This window comes from Aeromonas sp. R5-4, assembly GCF_040908215.1.
In the GTDB taxonomy this organism is placed as follows: Bacteria; Pseudomonadota; Gammaproteobacteria; order Enterobacterales; family Aeromonadaceae; genus Aeromonas; species Aeromonas veronii.
Window position 1 is genome coordinate 192,640 of sequence record NZ_JBFODG010000022.1, and the last position, 23,927, is coordinate 216,566.

Annotated in this window: 21 protein-coding genes and 2 tRNA genes; 13 read left to right on the forward strand and 10 right to left on the reverse strand. The window is 56.6% G+C overall.

Annotation, left to right across the window (positions count from 1 at the left end):
• The first annotated feature begins 39 nt into the window (after positions 1 to 39).
• The 13 genes from folP (at position 40) to pnp (ending at position 12,748) form a co-directional block, all read left to right on the forward strand.
• Positions 40 to 885, forward strand: a complete 846-nt coding sequence (gene folP / locus AB5Y83_RS11435) for a dihydropteroate synthase (RefSeq protein WP_139735747.1) — start codon at positions 40 to 42, stop codon at positions 883 to 885.
• Positions 886 to 900: 15 nt separating this feature from the next.
• Positions 901 to 2,235, forward strand: a complete 1,335-nt coding sequence (gene glmM / locus AB5Y83_RS11440) for a phosphoglucosamine mutase (protein ID WP_368175185.1) — start codon at positions 901 to 903, stop codon at positions 2,233 to 2,235.
• Positions 2,236 to 2,366: 131 nt separating this feature from the next.
• On the forward strand, positions 2,367 to 3,131 hold the full coding sequence (tpiA, locus tag AB5Y83_RS11445) for a triose-phosphate isomerase (RefSeq protein WP_368175186.1): 765 nt from the start codon (positions 2,367 to 2,369) through the stop codon (positions 3,129 to 3,131).
• Complete coding sequence (gene secG, locus AB5Y83_RS11450; RefSeq protein ID WP_005338811.1) at positions 3,132 to 3,458, forward strand: preprotein translocase subunit SecG; 327 nt, start codon at positions 3,132 to 3,134, stop codon at positions 3,456 to 3,458.
• 7 nt (positions 3,459 to 3,465) lie between these two features.
• Positions 3,466 to 3,550 (forward strand) — tRNA-Leu (locus AB5Y83_RS11455).
• 92 nt (positions 3,551 to 3,642) lie between these two features.
• Positions 3,643 to 3,719 (forward strand) — tRNA-Met (locus tag AB5Y83_RS11460).
• A 166-nt stretch (positions 3,720 to 3,885) separates the two neighbouring features.
• A complete protein-coding gene (gene rimP / locus AB5Y83_RS11465) occupies positions 3,886 to 4,344 on the forward strand; it encodes a ribosome maturation factor RimP (RefSeq protein WP_005338809.1) in 459 nt (152 codons plus the stop codon).
• A 14-nt stretch (positions 4,345 to 4,358) separates the two neighbouring features.
• Entirely contained in the window at positions 4,359 to 5,861 is a 1,503-nt protein-coding gene (gene nusA, locus AB5Y83_RS11470; RefSeq protein ID WP_115544343.1) for a transcription termination factor NusA, read from the forward strand.
• A gap of 20 nt (positions 5,862 to 5,881) precedes the next feature.
• Complete coding sequence (infB, locus tag AB5Y83_RS11475; RefSeq protein WP_005338806.1) at positions 5,882 to 8,575, forward strand: translation initiation factor IF-2; 2,694 nt, start codon at positions 5,882 to 5,884, stop codon at positions 8,573 to 8,575.
• Positions 8,576 to 8,630: 55 nt separating this feature from the next.
• Complete coding sequence (gene rbfA, locus AB5Y83_RS11480; RefSeq protein WP_005338799.1) at positions 8,631 to 9,068, forward strand: 30S ribosome-binding factor RbfA; 438 nt, start codon at positions 8,631 to 8,633, stop codon at positions 9,066 to 9,068.
• Position 9,069: 1 nt separating this feature from the next.
• Positions 9,070 to 10,020, forward strand: a complete 951-nt coding sequence (gene truB, locus AB5Y83_RS11485) for a tRNA pseudouridine(55) synthase TruB (protein WP_368175187.1) — start codon at positions 9,070 to 9,072, stop codon at positions 10,018 to 10,020.
• A gap of 143 nt (positions 10,021 to 10,163) precedes the next feature.
• Positions 10,164 to 10,433: a 30S ribosomal protein S15 gene (gene rpsO / locus AB5Y83_RS11490; protein ID WP_005338797.1), complete on the forward strand. Its 270-nt coding sequence runs from the start codon at positions 10,164 to 10,166 to the stop codon at positions 10,431 to 10,433.
• Between the two features lie 167 nt (positions 10,434 to 10,600).
• Entirely contained in the window at positions 10,601 to 12,748 is a 2,148-nt protein-coding gene (gene pnp, locus AB5Y83_RS11495) for a polyribonucleotide nucleotidyltransferase (RefSeq protein ID WP_236768856.1), read from the forward strand.
• Between the two features lie 98 nt (positions 12,749 to 12,846).
• On the opposite strand, the gene AB5Y83_RS11500 is transcribed toward pnp, so the two are convergent.
• The 10 genes from AB5Y83_RS11500 to AB5Y83_RS11545 are packed head-to-tail and all read right to left on the reverse strand — an operon-like array spanning position 12,847 to position 23,739.
• Positions 12,847 to 13,905: a chemotaxis response regulator protein-glutamate methylesterase gene (locus AB5Y83_RS11500; protein WP_042080649.1), complete on the reverse strand. Its 1,059-nt coding sequence runs from the start codon at positions 13,903 to 13,905 to the stop codon at positions 12,847 to 12,849.
• Positions 13,902 to 14,393, reverse strand: a complete 492-nt coding sequence (cheD, locus tag AB5Y83_RS11505) for a chemoreceptor glutamine deamidase CheD (protein ID WP_042080650.1) — start codon at positions 14,391 to 14,393, stop codon at positions 13,902 to 13,904. Before cheD ends, AB5Y83_RS11500 begins: the two co-directional genes overlap by 4 nt.
• A gap of 3 nt (positions 14,394 to 14,396) precedes the next feature.
• A complete protein-coding gene (locus AB5Y83_RS11510; protein ID WP_040068586.1) occupies positions 14,397 to 15,200 on the reverse strand; it encodes a protein-glutamate O-methyltransferase CheR in 804 nt (267 codons plus the stop codon).
• 57 nt (positions 15,201 to 15,257) lie between these two features.
• Positions 15,258 to 17,012 (reverse strand): methyl-accepting chemotaxis protein, encoded by a 1,755-nt coding sequence (locus tag AB5Y83_RS11515; protein WP_335874308.1) that lies wholly within the window; start codon positions 17,010 to 17,012, stop codon positions 15,258 to 15,260.
• Between the two features lie 43 nt (positions 17,013 to 17,055).
• Positions 17,056 to 17,625 carry a chemotaxis protein CheW gene (locus AB5Y83_RS11520; protein WP_043822812.1) on the reverse strand — a complete coding sequence of 190 codons (570 nt, stop codon included), beginning with the start codon at positions 17,623 to 17,625 and terminating at the stop codon, positions 17,056 to 17,058.
• Between the two features lie 12 nt (positions 17,626 to 17,637).
• Entirely contained in the window at positions 17,638 to 19,563 is a 1,926-nt protein-coding gene (locus tag AB5Y83_RS11525; RefSeq protein WP_279488937.1) for a methyl-accepting chemotaxis protein, read from the reverse strand.
• 10 nt (positions 19,564 to 19,573) lie between these two features.
• A complete protein-coding gene (locus AB5Y83_RS11530) occupies positions 19,574 to 21,784 on the reverse strand; it encodes a chemotaxis protein CheA (protein ID WP_368175188.1) in 2,211 nt (736 codons plus the stop codon).
• A 22-nt stretch (positions 21,785 to 21,806) separates the two neighbouring features.
• The gene (locus AB5Y83_RS11535) at positions 21,807 to 22,133 is read right to left on the reverse strand and encodes an STAS domain-containing protein (protein ID WP_005349569.1); all 327 of its coding nucleotides are present in this window, start codon (positions 22,131 to 22,133) and stop codon (positions 21,807 to 21,809) included.
• Positions 22,134 to 22,146: 13 nt separating this feature from the next.
• Positions 22,147 to 22,515: a response regulator gene (locus AB5Y83_RS11540; RefSeq protein ID WP_005338778.1), complete on the reverse strand. Its 369-nt coding sequence runs from the start codon at positions 22,513 to 22,515 to the stop codon at positions 22,147 to 22,149.
• Between the two features lie 9 nt (positions 22,516 to 22,524).
• On the reverse strand, positions 22,525 to 23,739 hold the full coding sequence (locus tag AB5Y83_RS11545) for a methyl-accepting chemotaxis protein (protein WP_279488938.1): 1,215 nt from the start codon (positions 23,737 to 23,739) through the stop codon (positions 22,525 to 22,527).
• Positions 23,740 to 23,927: the final 188 nt, after the last annotated feature.

A 23,927-nucleotide genomic window follows, 5' to 3' on the forward strand; every position in this document is an offset into this window, starting at 1 on the left:
GGCTTGCCCGGGGTTTTTCTTTATCAGATGGACGTGAAAATGCAGTTAACCAGCAAGGGGCTCAGCCTCTCCCTCGATCGTCCCCATGTGATGGGGATCCTCAATGTGACGCCCGACTCCTTCTCCGATGGCGGTAATTTCAACCAGTTTGAACGGGCAATGGCCCATGCGCGCCAGATGGTCTCTGACGGTGCGACCCTCATCGACATCGGTGGCGAGTCAACCCGCCCTGGTGCGCCCGATGTGAACGAGCAGGAGGAGCTGGACAGGGTCATTCCTGTTGTGGAGCAGATGGTTCGTGAGCTGGATGTGATGATCTCCCTCGATACCTCCAAAGCGGCTGTGATGCGGGAGGGTTGCAAGGCGGGTGCCCATCTGATCAACGATGTGCGGGCGCTGCAAGAGCCTGGAGCGCTGCAGGCCGCGGCCGAAGCGCGGGTTCCGGTCTGTCTGATGCATATGCAGGGGCAGCCGAGAACCATGCAAGTCGAGCCGCACTATGACGACCTGATCGGGGAGGTACGCGCCTTCTTTGATGAGCGTATTGCGGCTTGTCTGGCGGTCGGGATCCGTCGTGAAGAGCTGTTGCTGGATCCGGGATATGGCTTTGGCAAAACCCTTGCACACAACTATCAGCTGTTGGCTGCTCAAAAGGAACTGCTTGATTATGGCTTGCCGCTATTGGTGGGGATGTCGCGAAAGTCTATGATAGGCAACCTGCTGGGCCGTCCGGTGGATGAGCGTCTGGCGGGCAGTCTGGCATGCGCCCTTATCGGCATGCAGCATGGGGCACGCATCATCAGGGTACACGATGTACGGGAGACCATGGACGCATTGCGCGTCGGTTGGCTGGCAATGACGGGACAAGATTTTATTTCCAAATAATAAAGAGAACAGACAATGGCAAGAAAGTATTTCGGTACCGATGGTGTACGCGGCAAGGTTGGCGAATACCCGATCACCCCTGATTTTGTAATGAAATTGGGTTGGGCTGCCGGCAAGGTGCTTTCGAAGAAGGGCACCAAAAAGGTGCTGATTGGCAAAGATACCCGCATCTCCGGTTACATGCTGGAATCCGCACTGGAAGCGGGGCTCTCCGCAGCAGGCCTTAAAGCCATTCTGATGGGGCCCATGCCCACGCCGGCGGTTGCCTACCTGACTCGCACTTTCCGTGCCGAAGCTGGCATCGTCATCAGCGCTTCCCACAACCCCTTCTACGACAACGGCATCAAGTTCTTCTCCGCCGACGGCACCAAGCTGCCCGATGATGTCGAGCTGGCTATCGAAGCCGAGCTGGATCACGAGCTCAAGTGTGTCGAGTCGGCCGAACTTGGCAAAGCGGTGCGCATTGATGATGCCGCCGGTCGCTATATCGAATTCTGCAAGAGCACCTTCCCCTCTTACATGAATCTGGATGGGGTGAAAATGGTGGTCGACTGTGGCCACGGCGCTACTTACCACATTGCGCCATCGGTTTTCCGCGAGCTGGGTGCCGAAGTGATCACCATGGGCTGTGCCCCGGATGGTCTCAACATCAACGATGGTGTCGGTTCGACTGCGCCTGACGCACTGGTTGCCAAAGTGCTGGAGTGCAAGGCCGATCTGGGGGTTGCCTTTGATGGTGATGGTGACCGTCTGATCATGGTCGACCATACCGGCTATCTCATCGACGGTGATGAAGTGCTCTATATCATCGCGCGCGATGCCCTGCGCAATGGTCGCCTCAAGGGGGGCGTAGTCGGCACCCTGATGGCCAACATGGGTCTGGAGCTGGCGCTGCAAACCCTGGGCATCCCGTTTGCCCGTGCCAAGGTGGGTGACCGCTATGTGCTGGAGATGATGGAAGAGAAGGGCTGGCGTATCGGTGGCGAGAACTCCGGCCACATTATCTGTCTGGATCAGACAACCACGGGTGATGGCATCGTGGCTGCCTTGCAGGTACTTACCGCCATGCGCAGTGCCGAGATGCCGCTGGCCAAGCTGCGCTCCGGCATGAGCAAGTTCCCGCAGGTGCTGGTGAATGTTCGTTTTGCCGAAGGCAAGGATCCGCTGGCCGCTGATGCTGTCATGGCTGAGGTTGCCAAGGTGGAACAGGAGCTGGCTGGTCGTGGTCGCGTACTGTTGCGCAAATCAGGTACCGAACCGCTGATCCGGGTCATGGTCGAAGGGGAGCATGAACAGCAGGTACGTGACATGGCTCAGCGCATCGCCAAGCAGGTTGAATCGGCGTTTTAATGAACAACCAGGGCGGCTTTTTAGCCGCCCTGGTTGTATCTTGTTCAAACGATTCAAAAATTTAAAAATAGCACTTGTCAGCTGAGCATCCACTGGATATTATCAGCCCCGCTTTCGCAAGGGAGTTGCCGATGGGACATCGCAAGCCGTTTGTAGCAGCCAACTGGAAGTTGCACGGTAGTAGGTCGCAGTTAGAGCAGTTTACGAGTCAGTGCATAAGCGGCGTTGACGGAAAAGTAGATGTGGTTCTCTGTCCTTCCCATGTGCATCTCGACTTTAGTGCTTCACTGCTCAACGAGCAGAAAGTAATACAGTTGGGGGCTCAGAATGTGAGTCAGCACGCTGCTGGCGCTTACACTGGAGAAATCTCGTGTCAGATGCTGGTTGAGGCAGGGTGTCGTTACGTATTGGTAGGGCACTCCGAGCGCAGGCGTCTCTTTGGTGAGACCAGTTTTATCGTCGCAGAGAAGTTTGCGGCAGCCAGAGCGGCACGCTTGATTCCCATCCTCTGTTTAGGTGAATCAGGTGCGGCGAGGCAGGCGAGAAGAGCCTTCGAGGTGATCGCTGAAGAGCTGGATATCGTCATAGAGAAAAATGGCGCGATGGCTTTCGATAATGCTATCATCGCCTACGAGCCGATTTGGGCTGTAGGTACAGGTAAATGCGCCACACCCGAGCAGGCACAAGAGGTTCATTCCTTTATACGTGGTCGCTTGGCGGAGGATACTCCGGTAATAGGTGAGAAAGTTAGAATCATCTATGGTGGGAGCGTAACGCCGAGCAACGCGAGAGATTTGTTTGCACAGCCCGACATTGATGGCGGACTGATTGGCGGAGCAAGCCTCGATAGCGATGCGTTTTTAGGAATTGTTGAAGCGGCAAAGGGTGCAAGTTAAATGTACGAGATTCTTTTAGTCGTTTATCTGCTGGTTTCACTGGCTCTGATTGGTCTGGTGATGATTCAGCAAGGTAAAGGGGCTGATATGGGCGCCTCCTTCGGCGCAGGGGCATCGAACACAGTATTCGGCTCCGGTGGTTCAGGCAGTTTCCTGACCCGAACAACAGCAATTTTGGCTACTCTGTTTTTCGTTATCAGCCTGGTGCTCGGATCTATGTCCAGCAACAAGGTAAAGCAGGGTAGTGAATGGGAAAATCTGCAACAAACCCAACAGGTTGAGCAGACCAAAGCGCCAGTGAAGAAAGATACTGACGTTCCCGAGTAAGAGTTTTGCCGTGGTGGTGGAATTGGTAGACACGCTATCTTGAGGGGGTAGTGCTCTAGGGTGTGCGGGTTCGAGTCCCGCCCACGGCACCAATTAAGCAGTGAGCTCGGGAAACCGAGTGTATTATAGCCAGTCAGTCTTGTATCGAGAGAGTGAAGTGGCTATAATCTCGCACGATTTCGGACGCGGGGTGGAGCAGCATGGTAGCTCGTCGGGCTCATAACCCGAAGGTCGTCGGTTCAAATCCGGCCCCCGCAACCAAATTTCACGCATTTCCTACGCTCAGGAAGGCGGTCGCTGCGAGGCGACAATCAGGGTAAAGCGCCAAGCCCCGATTTGACATCGGGGCTTTTTGTTATGTGCAATTTACTCTGAATCGATATCTATCTGGGCTTTATGCCCTTTTTTTGTTTTTCGGAGGGTGACTTTGGCTACGTTGGAACAACGTTTGACCGATCTGCTCGAGGCTCCGGTCGTTGCCTTGGGTTTTGAACTTTGGGGTATTGAGTTTATCCGTGCGGGTAAACACTCCACCTTGCGTGTCTATATCGACGGCGAGCAGGGTGTGACTGTCGAGAACTGTGCTGAGGTCAGCCATCAGGTTGGCGCCATCATGGACGTCGAAGATCCCATCACTGAGGAGTACTACCTCGAGGTGTCCTCCCCAGGCCTGGATCGTCCCCTGTTCAAGGTTGCCCATTTCGAAAAATACGTTGGCCAAGAGGCGGCGGTAACGCTTCGGATGGCAACAAACAACCGCCGCAAGTTCAAAGGCGTAATCAAAGCTGTGCAAGGCGACATGATCACCCTGACAGTAGATGGTAAGGACGACGTGTTGGCTTTCACCAATATCCAAAAAGCGAACATAGTGCCGAACTTTGGTTAACGAGGCTATCGGATATGAATAAAGAGATTTTGCTGGTCGTTGACGCAGTATCCAACGAGAAAGCGGTACCCCGCGAGAAGATCTTCCAGGCTCTGGAAACCGCGCTGGCGACTGCGACCAAGAAGAAATATGAAGGCGAGATTGAAGTTCGGGTCGAAATCGATCGCAAGACCGGTGACTACGACACTTATCGCCGCTGGGTAGTCATTGCGGATCAAGCCGCGATGGAGAACCCCTATGCTGAAATCACCCTGGAAGCGGCACAAATTGATCAGCCGGATATCCAGATCGGTGAGTATGTTGAAGACCAGATCGACTCTGTGACCTTCGACCGTATCACTACCCAGACCGCCAAGCAGGTTATCGTGCAGAAAGTGCGCGAAGCCGAGCGTTCACAAGTAGTTGATCAGTTTAAAGATAAAGAAGGCACCATCATCAGTGGTGTGGTCAAGAAGAGTAACCGCGACAACGTCATCCTGGATCTGGGCAGCAATGCTGAAGCCGTGATCTTCCGTGATGACATGCTGCCGCGTGAAACCTTCCGCCCGGGCGACCGTGTCCGTGGCCTGCTCTACGCAGTGCGTCCGGAAGCCCGTGGTTCCCAGCTGTTTGTCAGCCGTTCCAGCCCGGACTTCCTGAAAGAGCTGTTCCGTATCGAAGTACCGGAGATCGGTGAAGAGATGATCGAAATCATGGGCGCTGCCCGTGATCCGGGTTCCCGCGCCAAGATCGCGGTGAAGACCAACGATCGTCGTATCGACCCGATCGGTGCCTGTATCGGTATGCGTGGCGCCCGTGTGCAAGCAGTCTCCGCCGAGCTGAGCGGTGAGCGCGCCGACATCGTGCTGTACGATGACAACCCGGCCCAGTACGTGATCAATGCCATGGCACCTGCCGATGTGGCCTCCATCATCGTTGATGAAGACAACCACACCATGGATATCGCCGTGGAAGCTGCCAACCTGGCTCAGGCCATCGGTCGCAATGGTCAGAACGTGCGTCTGGCCTCCCAGCTGACCGGTTGGGAGCTGAACGTGATGACCGTTGAGGACATGCGTGCCAAGCACCAGGCCGAAAACGACCGCATCATGAACCTGTTCACCAGCACCCTAGATATCGACGACGATTTCGCTGGTCTGCTGATGGAAGAGGGCTTCTCTACCCTGGAAGAGATCGCCTTTGTACCGGTCAACGAGCTGCTGGCTATCGACGGTCTGGATGAAGACATGGTCGAAGAGCTGCGCAAGCGCGCCAAAGATGCCCTGACTACCAAGGCACTGGCCAAAGAAGAGTCTTTCGATGGCGTTGAGCCGTCCGAAGAGCTGCTCAATCTGAACGGTCTGAGCCGCGAACTGGCTTACGCTCTGGCGGGCCGTGGCGTGGGCACCCTGGAAGATTTGGCTGAGCAAGGTATCGATGACCTTGCTGATATTGAAGGGCTGACTGCCGAGAAGGCAGGTGAGCTCATTATGGCTGCTCGCAATATCTGTTGGTTCGGAGAAGAGCAGTCCGAGTAAGATCAAACGGAGGAAAATGAATGGCAGAAGTATCAGTCAAACAACTTGCCACTGACATCGACACACCGGTTGATCGTCTTCTCCAGCAGTTTGTCGATGCCGGTATCAGCAAGAGCAAGGCCGACGACATGGTCAGCGAGTCTGAGAAACAGGCTCTGCTGGCACACCTGAAGAAACAGCATGGAGGTGACGAGGTCGCCGCTCCTGCCCGCATGACCTTGCAGCGCAAGACCAAGAGCACCATCAGTGTTCAGGGGACTGGCGGCAAGAACAAGGAAGTGCAGGTAGAAGTGCGCAAGTCTCGCACCTATGTAAGACGCTCGGCGCTGGAAGATGAACAGCGTCAGGCGGAAGCCGAGGAAACAGCGCGTTTGGAAGCAGAAGAAAAAGCTCGTCGCGAGGCCGAAGAGAAGGCTCGCCTCGAAGCTGAAGAGAAGGCTCGCCGTGAGGCTGAGCAAGCTCGTCGTGAAGCTGAGGAAAAGGCGCGGATCGAGGCACAATCAAAGGCTCGACAGGCTTCACAGCCCGCCAAAGCAGCCAGTAGCACAGCTCAGCAAGAGGCAGAAAAGATGGCCAAGCGCGAAGCAGAAGAACTGAAGCGCCAACAGGAACAAACAGCTTTGAAAAAAGCTGAAGAACTCGCCGCGAAGAAAGCCGAAGAGGCTCGTCTCATGGCGGAACAGAACGCAGCCCGCTGGGCTGAAGAAGAGGCCGCTCGCGCCAAAGAGAGCAGCGACTACCATCTGACCACCAACAAGCATGCGCAAGCCGCAGAAGACGAGTTGGATCGGAAAGAAGAGACCAGCCGCCGCACTGCCGCAGCTGCCAAGGCACCGAAGAAAGCCGGTCGTCGTGAAGATGATCGCGACTCTCGCAACCCGCGTGCCCGTAAAGGCAAGCGCGGCAAGGTTGCCATGCCGAACGCCATGAAGCACGGCTTCAACAAGCCGGCTGCCGTGGTGAACCGCGACGTCGTCATCGGCGAGACCATCACTGTGGCCGAGCTGGCCAACAAGATGGCCGTCAAGGGCGTTGAAGTCATCAAGGTGATGATGAAGATGGGTGCCATGGCCACCATCAACCAGGTGATCGACCAGGAGACCGCTCAGCTGGTCGCCGAGGAGATGGGTCACAAGGTTGTGCTGCGTCGTGAGAACGAGCTGGAAGAGGCGGTGCTGTCCGATCGTGACGAGACCTCCGAAGCCAAGCCGCGCGCACCGGTCGTTACCATCATGGGTCACGTTGACCACGGTAAGACCTCGCTGCTCGACTACATTCGTAAAGCCAAGGTTGCTGCTGGCGAAGCCGGTGGTATTACCCAGCATATCGGTGCTTACCACGTCCAGACTGACAGTGGCATGATCACCTTCCTGGATACTCCGGGTCACGCGGCGTTTACCTCCATGCGTGCTCGTGGTGCCAAGGCGACCGATATCGTTGTTCTGGTTGTTGCAGCTGACGACGGCGTAATGCCGCAAACCATCGAAGCTATCCAGCACGCCAAGGCGGCCGGTGTACCGCTGGTTGTTGCAGTCAACAAGATCGACAAGCCGGAAGCGGATCCGGATCGCGTCAAGACCGAACTGGCCCGTTACAACGTCATGTCCGAAGATTGGGGTGGAGACTGCCAATTCGTGCACGTATCCGCCAAGTCTGGCGAAGGCATCGACGACCTGCTGGAAGCCATCCTGATCCAGGCTGAAGTACTGGAGCTGAAAGCGGTGGTTGACGGCATGGCCAACGGCGTCGTGATCGAATCCTTCCTGGATAAAGGTCGTGGTCCGGTTGCTACCGTACTGGTACAAGAAGGTACCCTGCGTCAGGGCGACATCGTTCTGTGTGGTCTCGAGTACGGCCGTGTTCGCGCCATGCGTGACGAACTGGGTCGCGAGATCAAGGAAGCGGGTCCGTCCCTGCCGGTGGAAATCCTGGGTCTGTCCGGCGTTCCCTCTGCCGGTGACGAAGCCACCGTTGTCCGTGACGAGAAGAAAGCCCGTGAAGTGGCGCTCTATCGTCAGGGCAAGTTCCGCGAAGTCAAGCTGGCTCGCCAGCAGAAGGCCAAGCTGGAAAACATGTTCGCCAACATGACCGAGGGCGAAGTGTCCGAAGTGAACGTGGTGATCAAGGCCGACGTACAAGGTTCTGTGGAAGCGATCTGCGATGCGCTGGTCAAACTCTCCACCGACGAAGTGAAGGTGAAGATTGTGGGTTCCGGCGTAGGTGGTATCACCGAAACCGACGCGACCCTGGCTGCTGCTTCCAGCGCCATCCTGGTTGGTTTCAACGTCCGTGCCGACGCATCTGCGCGCAAGGTCATCGAATCCGAGAGCCTGGATCTGCGTTACTACTCCGTCATCTATGACCTGATCGACGAAGTGAAGCAGGCCATGAGCGGCAAGCTGGCCCCTGAGTATCGTCAGGAAATCATCGGTCTTGCTGAAGTGCGTAGCGTCTTCAAGTCTCCGAAGTTCGGCGCCGTTGCCGGCTGTATGGTTACCGAAGGTGTGGTCAAGCGTTCCAACCGTATCCGCGTTCTGCGTGACAACGTGGTTATCTATGAAGGCGAGCTGGAATCCCTGCGCCGCTTCAAGGATGACGTCAACGAAGTTCGCAACGGCTACGAGTGTGGTATCGCGGTCAAGAACTACAACGACGTGCGCGAAGGCGACCAGATCGAAGTTTACGAGACTGTTGAAATCCAACGGACTCTGTAAGCCGAGAGTTAGACAAAATAGGGGGCCGCGGCCCCCTTTTATCGCAGGATAGAATATGGCCAGAGAATTCAGCCGGACCCGTCGGGTCGGACAGCAGATCCAGCGTGAAATTGCGCTGATCCTGCAGCGCGAGGTGAAAGACCCGCGCATCGGCATGGTGACCGTTTCCGATGTGGAAGTGTCCCGTGACCTCAACTATGCCAAGATTTACGTCACCTTCTTGCAGCTGGAAAATGATGCCGAGCGCATCAAGGAAGGCTTGCAGGGTCTGACCGAAGCAGCCGGATATATCCGTAGTCTGCTGGGCAGTGCCATGCGTCTGCGCGTGGTGCCCGAGCTGCGTTTCTACTACGACCAGACCCTGGTCGAGGGGATGCGTCTCTCCAACCTGGTGACCAACACTGTGCGTGAAGACAAGCGTCGCATGGCCGAATCCGGCCGTGACGAAGAAGCTGAATCCGCACCGGATGACACGACTGAGGATAAAGCCTGAGATGACCCGAAGACGTCGTTTCAAGGGCCGTGATGTGCACGGCATTCTGCTGCTGGACAAGCCGACCGGCCTGACCTCCAACGATGTGTTGCAGAAGGTCAAGCGCATCTACAACGCCGCCAAGGCCGGTCACACCGGCGCACTGGATCCGCTGGCGACCGGCATGCTGCCGATCTGCCTCGGCGAGGCCACCAAGTTCTCCCAGTATCTGCTGGAAGCGGACAAACGCTATGAGGTGACCGCCAAACTGGGCGAGCGCACCAACACCAGCGACTCCGATGGTGAGGTGGTCTCCACCCGTCCGGTGAAAGTGGCTGTCGGTACCCTGATCGAGGCGCTGGACCAGTTCCGCGGCCCAATCATGCAGGTGCCCTCCATGTACTCCGCGCTCAAGCACAACGGCCGTCCGCTCTACGAATATGCCCGCGAAGGCATCGAGATCGAGCGAGAAGCCCGTCCCATCACCGTATTCGAGCTCAAACTGCTGAGCTTCGAAGGTGATGAGGTGCGCCTTGAAGTGCACTGCAGCAAAGGCACCTACATCCGCTCTCTGGTGGATGATCTGGGTGAAGTGCTGGGCTGTGGTGCCCACGTGACCCAGTTGCGCCGTACCCAGGTGGCCAGCTATCCGTACGAGCGGATGCTGACGCTGGAGCAACTCGAGTGCATCTTCGAGCAGGCCAAGGCCGAGAGCATCCCGCCGCGCGAGCAGCTGGATCCGCTGCTGCTGCCGATGGATACCGCCGTGGCAAGCTTGCCCGAGGTGAACATGCTGGCGGTTGTGGCTGCCTATGTGAATCAGGGCCAGGCCGTGCAGGTGGCGGGTGCGCCGCAAAGCGGTCAGGTTCGCATGACGGTCGGCCCGGAGCGCGAGTTCATCGGGGTTGGCGAGATTGATGACGATGGCCGCGTCGCTCCCAAGCGACTGGTGCGTTATCACGACGAGGAGTGATCCTCAGGCGTATCAGCGCGTCTTTCCCGTTTCGCCTCTTTATCGTTGCGAAAAGGGGCGGGGGGGATTATGATACCGCCCTCATTTCACGGCTGAATTAGAGATTGGCTGTGAACCTTTAAACACTCTACTGGAGTATTACCATGTCTCTAAATGCTGAGATCAAAGCTCAAATCGTTGCTGACAACGCTCGTTGCGCCAACGACACCGGTTCCCCCGAAGTGCAAGTTGCCCTGCTGACTGCCCAGATCAACCATCTGCAAGGTCACTTCAAAGAGCACTCCAAGGACCACCACGGTCGTCGCGGTCTGCTGCGCATGGTTTCCCAGCGTCGTAAGCTGCTGGACTACCTGAAGCGTAAAGATTCCGAGCGTTATGCTGCTCTGATCGCCAAGCTGGGTCTGCGTCGTTAATCGACCATCAGATTTCGCGAAAAAGGGGAACCGTCAGGTTCCCCTTTTTTATTGCTCTTCAAGCCGTTGCCTGCCTCACAGAATTCGCGTCGCCGCTTACCTTTTGCATCGAATCAAGTATACTTGTGCGCGAATTTAAAGAGCCAAATTGTAAAAAGGAAATTCACGTGAATCCTATTGTAAAGTCATTCCAGTACGGTCAACACACCGTCACTCTGGAAACCGGTGTGATGGCCCGTCAAGCCACTGCGGCCGTTATGGTCAGCATGGACGATACCTGCGTATTTGTGACCGTAGTCGGCAAGAAAGAGGCCGATCACGGCCGTGATTTCTTCCCGCTGACCGTCAACTACCAGGAGCGTACCTATGCTGCTGGTCGTATCCCGGGTGGTTTCTTCCGTCGTGAAGGCCGTCCGAGCGAAGGCGAGACCCTCATCTCCCGTCTGATCGACCGTCCTATTCGTCCGCTGTTCCCGGAAGGCTTCCTCAATGAGGTTCAGGTCGTTGCGACCGTAATGTCCGTGAATCCGGCCGTATCCCCCGACATCGTTGCCATGATCGGTGCCTCTGCCGCACTGGCCATCTCCGGTATCCCGTTTGGCGGCCCGATCGGTGCTGCTCGCGTGGGTTACATGAACGGTCAGTATGTGCTGAACCCGACCACTACCGAACTGCCGCAGAGTGATCTGGATCTGGTGGTTGCCGGTACTGCCAATGCCGTGCTGATGGTTGAGTCCGAAGCGGCCATCCTCTCTGAAGAAGTGATGCTGGGTGCCGTGGTATACGGTCATGAGCAGATGCAGACCGTGATCAATGCGATCAACGAGTTTGCCGCTGCCGTCGGCACCAAGCCGTGGGACTGGACTCCGCCTGCCGTCAACGAAGCGCTGAAAGCCAAGGTTGCCGAGCTGGCGAGCGCCGAACTGGGTGAAGCCTACCGCATCACCGAGAAGGCTGTCCGTTACGAAACCATCGCAGCCATCAAGGGTCGTGTGGTTGAGCAAGTTATCGCTTCCGGTGTGGAAGAAGATGCCAAGAAGATCGGCGAAGAGTTCCACAGCCTAGAAAGCCGCATCGTTCGTGGTCGCGTAGTACGTGGTGAGCCGCGTATCGATGGTCGCGATCCTGAAATGATCCGCGCTCTGAGCGTAGGTACCGGTATTCTGCCCCGTGCCCACGGTTCTGCCCTGTTCACCCGTGGTGAAACTCAGGCCATCGTGGTCGCCACTCTGGGGACCGAGCGTGATGCCCAGAACATCGACGAGCTGACCGGCAACCGTGCCGATCGCTTCATGCTGCACTACAACTTCCCGCCATACTGTGTCGGTGAGACCGGCATGATGGGTAGCCCGAAGCGTCGTGAAATCGGTCACGGCCGTCTGGCCAAGCGCGGCGTTGCTGCCGTGATGCCGAGCGCCGCCGAGTTCCCGTACGTGGTGCGCGTGGTCTCTGAAATTACCGAATCCAACGGTTCCTCCTCCATGGCATCTGTCTGTGGTTCCTCTCTGGCGCTGATGGATGCCGGTGTGCCGATCAAGGCCTCCGTTGCCGGTATCGCCATGGGTCTGGTGAAGGAAGAAGAAGGTTTCGTCGTGCTGTCCGACATTCTGGGTGACGAAGATCACCTGGGCGACATGGACTTCAAAGTAGCCGGTACCACCGAAGGTGTGACCGCGCTGCAGATGGACATCAAGATCGAAGGCATCACCAAAGAGATCATGGAGATTGCTCTGAAGCAAGCTCGTGGCGCTCGTCTGCACATCCTGAAAGTGATGGATGAAGCAATCCAGGCTCCCCGTGCCCAGATCTCCGATTTTGCACCGCGTATCCACACCATCAAGATCAATCCTGAGAAGATCAAGGACGTGATCGGTAAGGGTGGTTCCGTGATCCGTGCGCTGACCGAAGAGACCGGCACCAACATCGAGCTGGATGATGACGGCACTGTACGTATCTCCGCCGTGGCCAACGAAGCCGCCATGGAAGCGATCCGTCGCATCGAGGCCATCACCGCCGAGATCGAAGTGAACCGCATCTATGAAGGTAAAGTTGTCCGTCTGGCCGATTTCGGTGCATTCGTCAACATTCTGCCGGGCAAAGATGGTCTGGTACACATCTCCCAGATCACCGACGCTCGCGTGCAGAACGTGGCTGACCACCTGACCATCGGTGACGTAGTCAAGGTGAAGGTACTGGAAGTGGACCGTCAGGGCCGCGTACGTCTCTCCATCAAGGAAGCGAACGCCCCGACCGAAGCAGCTGCACCTGCTGCTGACGCCGCTCCGTCTGCAGAAGAAGCGCCTGCTGCAGAGTAATCTGCTCGCCTGATACCGGATAGGTTCCGGTTGATGTAAAAAATCCGGCTCCCCAATGGGAGCCGGATTTTTTTATGGTCAAAACGCGCAATAAGGGATTACTTGCCGAGGATGGCGTACTGCATCTCTTGCAAGGGAAGTACATGGCGGGCTGCTCCCAGCTTGATCGCCTCCTTGGGCATGCCGAAGACCACGCAGGAGGCCTCATCCTGGGCATAGGTGTTGGCACCCGCATCCAGCATCTCGCGCAATCCCCGGGCTCCGTCATCCCCCATGCCGGTCATGATGATGCCGGTGGCATTCTTGCCAGCATATTTGGCGACGGAGCGAAACAGCACATCCACCGAGGGGCGATGGCGATTGATAAGCGGCCCGTCGACTACCTCGACGTGATAGTAGGCACCGCTGCGCTTGAGCAGCATATGCTTGCCTCCGGGGGCTATCAGCGCCAGCCCCGGGATCACCCGGTCATTGTTCCTCGCCTCCCGCACTTCTATCTGGCAGACCCCGTTCAACCGCTCGGCAAACATGGCGGTAAATTTCTCCGGCATGTGCTGCACGATGACAATGCCGGGGCTGACCCGGGGCAAGGCAGTCAGCACTGCTTCCAGTGCCTGGGTGCCGCCGGTCGAGGTGCCGATGGCGATGAGCCGCTCGGTGGTTTGTGCCATGGCGTGCTGGTTGGGCGCCAGCATGGCATCCGCGTTGAGTTTGGTGCTGACCGGTACAGAGGAGGGCTTGCCCACGCGCTTGAGGTTGGCCTGGGCCGCAGCACGTACCGCCATAGCCAGGTCGTGGGCAGATTCTTGCAGAAAGCTTTTTATCCCCATGGTCGGCTTGGTGATGATGTCCACCGCGCCGGCAGCCATTGCCTGCAAGGTGGTCTCGGCCCCCTTTTCGGTGAGGGAGGAGCAGATCACCACCGGGGTGGGATGCTCTGCCATGATCTTGGAGAGAAAAGTGATGCCATCCATACGGGGCATCTCCACATCGAGCACGATGACGTCAGGCCACTCTTTCTTCAGTTTTTCCTGGGCAAACAGGGGATCCGATGCCGTGGCGATCACCCGGATATCAGGCTCCTGCTCCAGCACCGCTTGCAATACCTGTCTGACCACGGCGGAATCATCCACCAGCATGACCCGGATCTGCTTCATTCTCGCGACTCCCGTTGATGTGGCAGACGATGATGGCGGAGCCAGACACTGCCGTTACTGAGCTCAAAGAGCAAGCTTCGGTGGCCGCTATGGCCAAGATGATGAGCCTTGATATCAAGGCCAAGGTGTCGGGTCAGCTGCCAGGCTGCCTGAATATTTTTGGCGGCGACATTGTTGTCGCTCTGTGCGTATTGAGGCTCGGTAAACATGTTGCCCCCCCCGAACAACTTGGCCTCATATTCATGGATGGGGGCGGGATAGTGACTGGCCGCTTGCAGCAACAAGGCGAGGGCCTCATCGGCATAGCGCCCATCCAGCTTGGCAGAGGGATTGCGCCGACTTGGCAGCATGTAGTGACACATTCCTCCCTGCTTCTGCTCCGGATGCCACAAGGTGATGGCAATACAGGAGCCCAGTACGGTTCTGACCACCACATCCTCCTTGCCAAAGAAGAGCTCTCCCGGTTGCAGGATCACCTCCCGTGCCATGACTTATCTCTTCTGATAGATGGAAGGAGAGACAAGCTGCAGGCCGTGGTGCAGGCCATGCAGGCTCTCGGCGTGGCTCACCAGCAGGTAGCCACCGGGTTTGAGTCTGGGTACCAGCCGCTGCAATACTTGCCCTTTGGTCTCCTTATTGAAGTAGATCATCACGTTTCTGATGAAGATGACGTCAAACATGCCTATGTCCGGCAGATCCTGATTGAGGTTGATCTGCATGAACTGCACCTTGTCCCGCAACTTGCGATCGATGATGAAGATGCCCTCCTGCAGGCCCACACCCTTGAGGCAATATTTCATCAAAAAGGGCAGTGGAATATTTTGCGCCCGCTCGATGGGGTAGCGACCGCTCATCGCCTGTTCCAGCACCCGGGACGAGATATCGGAGGCCAGGATCTCCCAGTTGAAGGTACTGCGTTTTTCCGCGAGGGTCATGGCCAGACTGTAGGGCTCCTCGCCGGATGAGCTGGCAGCGCTCCAGACCCGCAATGGTTGCTCGGGCGGGAGCGCTGAGACTATCTCCCGCGTCAGAAACTCGAAGTGTTTGGGCTCCCTGAAAAAGTAGGTTTCGTTGGTGGTAAGGAGATCAAGCGCCAGCTGCAGTTCGCTGCTGCGATCGTTCATGATGAGCTGGAAGTAGTCGTCATAACTATCCAGCTCATAGTGGCAGAGTCGCTTAGCCAGGCGGCTGGCTACCAGCGCCTTTTTGGCTGGAGACAGCTCTATCCCCGCCGTTTGATGAAGCCAGCGTTGGAAACGGGAGAACTCATCATCATGCAGCTGGGTTTGATACAAAAAACTGTCCCTCTACCTGTGTTGTCGGAGATGGGAGAGGCAACGCCTCTCCCGTGACTAGAACCGGACAAAATCGCCATCGCCGATGGGGCGTTGGGCTGTGGCGGCTCGTTCCCGACTGTTGGCAGTGCTCTCGTTCATAAAGCGACCTCGGGTATTGGGGTGAAGATGCGAGGTGGCTGCTTTACCTTCTTTGGCGTGGGCCTCCAGGGTAAAGAACTCCATGGCCAGTTGCAGCTGTTCAGCCTGGCTGCTCATCTCTTCTGCTGTGGCAGCCAGCTCTTCGCTGCAAGAAGCGTTCTGCTGGGTAACCTGACTCAGCTGGTTCATGGCCTGGTTGATCTGGCTGACACCGGTGGATTGCTCAACCGAAGCGGCACTGATCTCCTGCACCAGATCCGAGGTCTTGTTGATGGAGGGCACCATTTGATCGAGCAGGCGACCTGCTTTTTCTGCCATCTCGACACTGCTGGAGGCCAGCTCACCGATCTCCTGTGCTGCCACCTGGCTGCGTTCGGCCAGTTTGCGCACCTCCGCCGCCACTACAGCAAAGCCTTTGCCGTGATCGCCAGCCCGCGCCGCTTCGATAGCTGCGTTGAGTGCCAACAGATTGGTCTGGTAGGCGATGTCATCGATGATGCCAATCCGTCTGGCGATCTGCTTCATGGCATCCACAGTCAGTTTGACAGCTTCTCCTCCCTCTACGGCCTCTTTGGCTGCCTTGCTGGCCATGCCATCGGTGACCTGGGCATTGTCGGTATTCTGGTTGATGCTGGCGCTCATCTGCTCGATGGAGGCGCTGGTCTCCTCCATGCTGGAGGCCTGTTCACTGCTGGATTGGCTGATCGACTGGGCGGTCGCGCTTACCTGCTCGGCGGCACTGGAGAGGTTGTCAGAGGCGCCGCGCACTTCGGTGACGATGTTGGTGAGCGAAGCGATAGTTTTGTTGAGCGCATCCTTGGTGGTGCCAAACACGCCGGGGTAGTCCGCCTCAATCTGTTGGGTCAAGTCACCTTTTGCCAGACATTGCACGACCCGGATGACGTCGTTGAGGGTGCTGTCGATCACTTCGGCAATCTGGTTGATCCCTTCTCCCATCGCCTGAAAGAAGCCGCTCTTGCCAGCAAGTTCCATCCTGCGGTGCAGCTCGCCATTGATCACGGCCTGCACAATGTCGGACATCTCTTTCTCTATCATTACCTCCTTGGTTCTGTCGGCCCATTCGACCACGGATCCCAACCGTTCTCCGGTATCGTTGAAGACCGGATTGGCGATCAGGGAGAAGGTGCGCCCCCCCAGCTGTATCTGGGTGCGGTAGGTGCTGTTGAGTTTGGCCAGCATGGCGCGCTGATGGCCGGGATTTTTATGAAAGCTGTCGATGTTGGCGCCCATCAGCTGATTGGCGTTGAAGCTGTAGAGCTCTTTCTTGATGTCGGTCTCAGCCTGATTGAGCATGCCGGTCACAGCCTCGTTCATATAGATAATGTCGAGGTTGGTATCGGCAATCATCACGTTGGTGCTGGCGCAGTCGAGGGCTTTGCGAACCAGCTGGTTCTCATGGAGCAACATCTGGTTCTTTTTAATGTCGTTGCGGCTCTGTTCCAGCTTGTCACTGAGCAAGGTGACCACCTCGTTGATGGCATGTCCTACTTCACGCAAGGGGCTATCCATACCGGAAAGATCGAGTGGTGCTGGAACCTGCTCTGCCAGGACTGCGTGTTGCAGCTGGCCGATTGCGTCGAGTAACTGGGTCCGCTGCCTCACTTCGGTGGCATTGTCTCCGAAGAGTTTTCCTAAGAGTGATTGGGTCATGAGCGTTTCCTTATGCTGCATGTCGTGGAGTATGTAGGCCTGTTCAGGAGGGTTGCAGGTTGCCTTGTGGCAACCTTGCCTGTGGCTGGGCCAGTTCGTTGAGTTGAGCCATCTCATCGAGTGACAACACTTTCCCGGTATCGATGAGGATGACGAATTTGCCGTTGACCTTGCCCATGCCGCTGATGAAATCGGCCCGGATGCGGGCACCAAAACTGGGTGGGGGCTCGATATCTGCTTGTGGGATACCCAGTACTTCCGATACAGAATCCACCACAACGCCAATATCCTGACCTACAGGTTCATCGCCCTGCGGGGCCATCCCCTCAATAATGACGATGCAACTGCGGCGAGTGATGACCGAAGGTGCATTGCCAAAGCGGGCATTCAAGTCTACGACCGACACTACCGCTCCTCTGAGGTTGATTACGCCACGAATAAAACCCGGCATCATCGGAACCGGAGTGATATTGCCGTATTCGATGATCTCTTTGACCCCCAGAATATTGATGGCGAACATCTCGTTGTTGATCAGAAATGTCAGGTACTGGGCATCGCCACTGCTCTCGTCAGCGGCCGCTGATGGCACCGTGATGTCGGTGGATGTATGCATGGTCGCCTCCGGTTAAAAGCGGACAAAATCCGCGTCATCAATGGAATGGGATGATGGTTGATTGGGCTGGCTGGCCCGTTGTGGGGGGGCGATGAAACTGCCTCTGGGAGGCATGCCCTTGTGGCCGGTTTCATTGGGCCTGGTGTTGAGCTGCGCACTTTTCTCCAGAGCAAAAAAGGCCATGGTTTGCTGCAGTTCGCTGGCTTGCGAGCTCATCTCTTCGGCCGTGGCCGCCAGCTCCTCGCTGCTGGCCGCATTCTGCTGTGTCACCTGATTAAGCTGGTTCATGGCCAGACTGATCTGGTTGGCTGCGCTGGCTTGTTCCCCGGAAGCAGCATTGATCTCTTGTACCAGATCAGAGGTTTTGCGAATGGAGGGGACGATCCTCTCCAGCAGGTTGCCAGCCCGCTCTGCCTTGCTGACGCTGTCGGAGGAGAGCTCGCCAATCTCCTGCGCTGCGATCTGGCTGCGCTCTGCCAGTTTTCTCACCTCGGCAGCAACCACCGCGAAGCCTTTGCCATGCTCTCCGGCGCGAGCCGCCTCGATGGCGGCGTTGAGGGCAAGCAGGTTGGTTTGGTAGGCAATGTCGTCGATGATGCTGACTTTCTTGGCGATTTGCTGCATGGCGGTCACCGTCTGTTGAACGGATTGGCCCCCTTCGGTTGCCTCCAGCACCGAGTTGCTGGCCATGCTGTCGGTGATCTTGGCGTTCTCGGTGTTCTGATTGATGCTGGCGCTCATCTGCTCGATAGAGGCGCTGGTCTCTTCAACGCTGGCCGCTTGCTCGCTGGTGGCCTGGCTCAATGCCTGCGCCGTGTTGCTCACCTGATTGGAGGCATTGGTCAGGTTGTCGGCGGCGTTGCGTACCTCTTCGATGATATTGGTCAGCGCAGTGATGGTCCGGTTGAGGCCGTCTTTGGTCTGGCCAAAAATTCCTGGATAGGGCTCATCGATCCGTTGGGTCAGGTCACCCTTGGAGAGCGCGGTGGCAATGCGCATCACATCTTCCAGGCTGGTATCTGTCACGTGGGAGAGGCGATTCAGCAGCTCGGATACCCGCTTGATATATCCCTGACGATCCTCCAGCGCAATCTTGTGGCTGAAGTCGCCCTGTTCGACAGCGGCAGTAACCAAGGTCTCGATATCCGTGATCAAGGCCCCGAGTTTCTTGACCATGTTATCCATCGCCATCAAGAGCTGACCCGCTTCATCGTTGGACTCTATCTGGATCGATACATCCAGATTGCCATCGGCCAGACTATTGGCCACGCGTAGAGCCTGTTCGATGGGGGTGATGATGCTTTTGATCAGCAGGGTGCCAAACCAGGCTGCGAGTGCGATGCCGACCGCGATAACCACCGCCATGGTTAGCAGCATCACGTCATACCAGGATTGCGCTGCGGTATATTCCGACTTGGCCACATTGAGCTGCAGGTTGACCAGCTCGGTGATTTTGTTGCCTATCGGGTCGATGGAGCCATAGAGGGCACCGTCAAAAGTGTCCAGCATGCCAGTAATCATGCCGTGCTGGGTGGCGAGGTATTTCTCCAGCTTGCCAATATCGGTATCGGCCGCGTTGAACAGGGTTGTCGCCTCGGCTGACAAACGCTGTTCATCTGGTGTGAGAGTGGTGGACTGGTAGTGATGCCACTCGTTTTTGATTGTCTGCTGTGCCTGTTGTATCTGCTTCAAAGCCTCTTCTGCCGGGATCAGCCCCGCATTGGCCTTGTTGAGGTTGTCGATGATCGAGACGGCATAGCTGTCGGAGATAGTCTTCAGCTGCTTGAGGGGAACCACCCTGTCGTTGTAAACGCGCTGCAACCCGGTATTGCTGCTCTGCATGTTGTATAACCCGAGGCTGCCAACGGCCAGCAGCAGCAGGCAGAGCATGCAGAGCAGTACGATAAGACGCAATTTGATGGTGGAATTTTTTAACATGATGGTCCCCTCAGTTGATGCTGGATTGAGGCAGGTTGCGCGACACTGTCAACCTGTTGAGCTGACAGGATTCCTGAGTGATTGCGTGCTGGATCAGCGAAGGAATGTCGAGGATCAGGGCGACCTCTCCCCCCCCCAGAATGGTTGAACCACTAATGCCCTGCAGGCGCTGGAACAATTTCCCCAACGGTTTGATGACGGTCTGGAATTCTCCCAGCAGTTCATCCACCACCAGTCCGGATTTTTTGCCTGCATGGCTGACCACGACAATGTTCTCGCGCCTCCCTTTGCTGCCATTGGTATCGAAGTAGTGTTGCAGGCGGATAAAGGGCAGCACCTCGCCACGCAAATTGATGTAATTGCGACCCTGGGTATCGGACAGTGCACTCTGGGTCAATTCAACGCACTCGATCACCATATCGAGGGGAATGACGTAGTGGGTGTCGCAGACTCGCACCAGGAAGCCGTCGATGATGGCAAGGGTAAGCGGCAGGCGGATCTGCACACGGGTTCCTTTTCCCGGGATGCTGTCCAGATCGACCGTGCCGCGCAGGGCTGTGATGTTGCGTTTGACGACATCCATGCCAACCCCGCGACCGGAGAGGTTGGTTATCGCCTCGGCGGTAGAGAACCCCGGCTCGAAGATCAGGTTGTATATCTCCTGATCCGTCAGCGTGGTGGTTGGGTTGATCAGACCGCGCTCGATGGCTTTTTGCTGGATCCTGGCTTTGTTGAGACCTGCACCGTCATCCCGAATTTCGATGACGATACTGTTGGAGTCGTGATAGGCATTAAGATTCAGGGTGCCACGGGGGGATTTGCCTGCCAGCAGCCGTTGCTCTGCCGATTCAATGCCATGATCCATCGAGTTTCTGACCAGATGCATCAGCGGATCGCCGATCTTCTCTACCACCGACTTGTCCAGTTCAGTCTCGGCTCCGGAGATCACCAGAGTGATATCCTTGTTCAGTTCCTGACTGACATCGCGCACCACCCGCTGGAAGCGGTTGAAGGTATCGCCGATAGGCACCATTCGCAGGCGCAGTGCACTGTCACGGATCTCTTCCACCAGCATGGCAATGACCGAGGTGGCTTCCTGCAGTTGGCTTTCGCGGGTGCGTTGGGCCAGCAGATTGGCTCCTGAACTGGCGACTACCAACTCCCCGACCAGATTGATTAGATCGTCCAGCTTGTCGGCATGCACCCTGACGTAACGGCCCTCTTTGCTCTTGCTCTCCTTGGTCTGGTTCTGTTTTTTCAGGGCGGCATCGACGACGGCTTCGTTGACAGCTCCCTGCGCAATCAGGATCTCCCCGAGTTTGGGCGCTTGTTCTGCCGGGGTCGCTTGTTGTGCCTGCAGACCGCTTGCTAACTCCTCTGCCGTCAGGGCGCCGGTGTTGACCAGCAACTGCCCCAACATGGAGCTATCTTCAGGCAGCGACTCGATCAGGTTGATGAACTCGGCGATCTTGCTGTGGGGCGGCAAGATGGTGATCTGGCAGTCATCTCTGACAAATTCAAAGACATCGCTGATGGCCGTCTTGTCTGCCTGCGAGTCGAAGTCTATCTCGTAGCCTAGGTAGCAATTCTCCGGATCGAACTGTTCCCAATCCGGTAGCGCCTGATGGATGGTCTCCACCGAGCATATGGTTCCGAGAGTGCCGAGATAGCGCAGAAATGCGGCTGGATCCATGCCATTGCGCAGCACATCGGGACCAAAACGCAGGGAGATATGCCACAGGGAGGCGGAGCTGGTAATTCCTCCCTCTTTTTCGATCTTGGGTTCCGGCGTATGCACAGTATCTGGCAGCGTGGCATGGGGGACGCACTGATGACGAGTGAGGGTGAGCCTCAGCCGTTCATCTTGGTTGGCATCGCCCTCGCTTAACGTGCTGCCCTGTTCTGCAACGACATTGATGAGCGTCTGGATATGGTCACAGCTCTCCAGCAGATCCTTAATCAGAGGAGAGGTGACGGTGAGCTGCTGATTGCGGATCTGGTCTAGCAGATCCTCGACAATATGGGTAAACCCGACGATGGGTTGCAGACCAAACAGGCCAGCCGACCCCTTGATGGTATGAGCAGCACGAAAGATGGCACCAATCAGCTCGCTATTGTCAGGGTCAGATTCCAGTGATAGAAGGGCTGACTCCATCTCTTCAAGCAACTCGCGTGCCTCGGCGATATAGGTTTGTAAAGCCTGATCAAGATCGATGCTCACGGTGACTCCTTGTCATGGTGGCTCAGGGCCGTTCGCCATGGGTGATGAGGGTGGGGTCGCCAAAAAAGGCCGAGAGCTGGCAGAGCTCCAGCAGTTCAAGCACAACATGGCTGTGCCAGACCAGCGCCAGGGAGGTGCCCTGCTGCAGAGCGGTCTTCTTCGCTGCCAGCAGCAGTTGCAGCCCGGCGCTGTCTATCTCGGATACCGCTGCCAGATTCAGCTCCAGTTCGTTCCCCTGATGCAATAAGGGCGAGAGAGCATCTTTCAGCTCGCTGACTGTATAAATGGTGATCTCGTCCGGCATGGTCACCACTACCTTGTTGTCGAGTAGCTCACTCTGTAGTTGCATGATGTGCTCCGGATCACGGCATGATGAGCTTGGCGACTGCGGCCAACATCTGTTCGGGCTGGAAGGGTTTGACCACCCAGGCTTTGGCTCCTGCGGCTTGTCCCTCCTGCTTCTTGCTGTCCTGAGACTCGGTGGTCAGCATGATGACAGGGGTAAATTTGTAGTTGGCCAGCTTTTTGGCCTCTTTGACGAAGGTGATGCCATCCATGTTCGGCATGTTGACGTCACTGATGATCAGGTTGATCTTCTTGCCATCTAGTTTGTTGAGCGCATCTTTGCCGTCAGAGGCTTCCATGACCTCATAACCGGCGCCCTTGAGGGTCATGCCCACGACTTGGCGAATAGTTGCCGAGTCATCCACGATCAGGATCGTTTTGCCCATATCTCTCTCCTAGAAAAATGTGATGTCGGCGCTACTTGGTTGCGCGTTGACAGAACGGGTGGTGCGACCATGGTGAATATTGCGCTGTTCGTCGGTGGCGTATGAGAGTTCCATCTCTGCCAGCCAGCGATTGGCATCGATCTGGATTGGCCCTGTCGCATTGCTGCTCTGCTCCGAAGCAACCAGATGGCTTGAGAGGCTCTCCATGTTTTGTCTGACGTGGCTGAGGATCTGGCTGACCCTGTCTTGAAATTGCAGCGAGACAATGACGCTGGAGATTTCGCGATGGATATCGGTGCTCTCGTTTTGCAGCAGGGAGGCGGATTCCGCCAGGCTGTCAGTGGCATGGCGAAAACGGGCCAGCACCTGTTCGATTGTCTGCTCCGAATTGAGCGCCGAGGCGTGATCCCGTGCGGCAGCATTTTCGGCAATCTGGAAGGCGCGACCGATAGCAGTATTGATGGTATCCACCTTGTCGGTCATCTTCTGGGCGGTTTCGCTGGAGAGGCGGGAGAGGTTGCGCACTTCATCAGCGACCACAGCAAAGCCACGGCCTGCTTCCCCTGCACGAGCCGCTTCAATGGCGGCGTTGAGGGCCAGCAGGTTGGTCTGGGAGGCGATTTTGGCCACATCCATGGCCATGGTATTGAGCTCTATGGTGTAGGTGGTCAGGCTTTTTATCTCACCCAGCATGGCGTCTCGATTGGCCTGGGCGGAATGCAGGATGGCAACCACTTCATTGAGCTGCTGCTGGCTCTCGCTCAAGACTCCAGCCATGCCACGAGAATTGGCATCACCCAATTCTCCGGCTGCCAGATGAGAAGCATTGACTGCTTCTTCCAGCTTGTTGGCCAAGCCGCTGAAGCGTTGAGTCAGGTCAATCATCGCGGCTTCGGTTTGTTGACGAGAGCTTTCAATTTGCTGGGACCAGATAGGTAGAGCCTTCTCACACACCTGTTCGAGCCCGATGATGGAGTGGGCGAGAGGATCGGTCGCGACGGTTTGTTCCTCTCCTGCAAGATGTCGGAGTGTGTGCTGGTGGAAGTGACTCGATGTCCAGAGCGCGGCGGCAATACCAACCAGCACATTGAGCAGCAGGTAGAGAGGTGACAGCGCATCGGCGAGCTGCAGCAACAGGCAGCTCAGCAGAGCAAGCCCGATGCAGCAAATCCAGCAAACCGGTTCCCAAAGCGGTGTGTTCACGCCACTTTTGTGTTGTGCCATACGTAGCTTATCCCTGTGCAATTATTTGGTAAGAGGTAAAGGCGCGGGACCGAAACAGTCATGGTGCCCCTTGACGCTCTTTTCTTTATTTATAGTTGGCACAATAAGGTTAGCGGAAAAAAATTAATTGGCTGCAAATCGGAGTTGTTTGTATCAGCGATTGCCGTATCAAGCGGCTTGCGAAGTGG

What these genes read in the sequence shown, in the direction of transcription:
- secG (WP_005338811.1), top strand. Translation starts at nt 3,132, where the DNA reads ATGTACGAGATTCTTTTAGTCGTTTATCTGCTGGTTTCACTGGCTCTG.
- rpsO (WP_005338797.1), top strand. Translation starts at nt 10,164, where the DNA reads ATGTCTCTAAATGCTGAGATCAAAGCTCAAATCGTTGCTGACAACGCT.
- AB5Y83_RS11500 (WP_042080649.1), bottom strand. Translation starts at nt 13,905, where the DNA reads ATGAAGCAGATCCGGGTCATGCTGGTGGATGATTCCGCCGTGGTCAGA.
- AB5Y83_RS11515 (WP_335874308.1), bottom strand. Translation starts at nt 17,012, where the DNA reads ATGACCCAATCACTCTTAGGAAAACTCTTCGGAGACAATGCCACCGAA.
- glmM (WP_368175185.1), top strand. Translation starts at nt 901, where the DNA reads ATGGCAAGAAAGTATTTCGGTACCGATGGTGTACGCGGCAAGGTTGGC.
- folP (WP_139735747.1), top strand. Translation starts at nt 40, where the DNA reads ATGCAGTTAACCAGCAAGGGGCTCAGCCTCTCCCTCGATCGTCCCCAT.
- nusA (WP_115544343.1), top strand. Translation starts at nt 4,359, where the DNA reads ATGAATAAAGAGATTTTGCTGGTCGTTGACGCAGTATCCAACGAGAAA.
- AB5Y83_RS11540 (WP_005338778.1), bottom strand. Translation starts at nt 22,515, where the DNA reads ATGGGCAAAACGATCCTGATCGTGGATGACTCGGCAACTATTCGCCAA.
- rbfA (WP_005338799.1), top strand. Translation starts at nt 8,631, where the DNA reads ATGGCCAGAGAATTCAGCCGGACCCGTCGGGTCGGACAGCAGATCCAG.
- AB5Y83_RS11535 (WP_005349569.1), bottom strand. Translation starts at nt 22,133, where the DNA reads ATGCAACTACAGAGTGAGCTACTCGACAACAAGGTAGTGGTGACCATG.
- AB5Y83_RS11525 (WP_279488937.1), bottom strand. Translation starts at nt 19,563, where the DNA reads ATGTTAAAAAATTCCACCATCAAATTGCGTCTTATCGTACTGCTCTGC.
- truB (WP_368175187.1), top strand. Translation starts at nt 9,070, where the DNA reads ATGACCCGAAGACGTCGTTTCAAGGGCCGTGATGTGCACGGCATTCTG.
- AB5Y83_RS11520 (WP_043822812.1), bottom strand. Translation starts at nt 17,625, where the DNA reads ATGCATACATCCACCGACATCACGGTGCCATCAGCGGCCGCTGACGAG.
- tpiA (WP_368175186.1), top strand. Translation starts at nt 2,367, where the DNA reads ATGGGACATCGCAAGCCGTTTGTAGCAGCCAACTGGAAGTTGCACGGT.
- cheD (WP_042080650.1), bottom strand. Translation starts at nt 14,393, where the DNA reads ATGGCACGGGAGGTGATCCTGCAACCGGGAGAGCTCTTCTTTGGCAAG.
- AB5Y83_RS11545 (WP_279488938.1), bottom strand. Translation starts at nt 23,739, where the DNA reads ATGGCACAACACAAAAGTGGCGTGAACACACCGCTTTGGGAACCGGTT.
- infB (WP_005338806.1), top strand. Translation starts at nt 5,882, where the DNA reads ATGGCAGAAGTATCAGTCAAACAACTTGCCACTGACATCGACACACCG.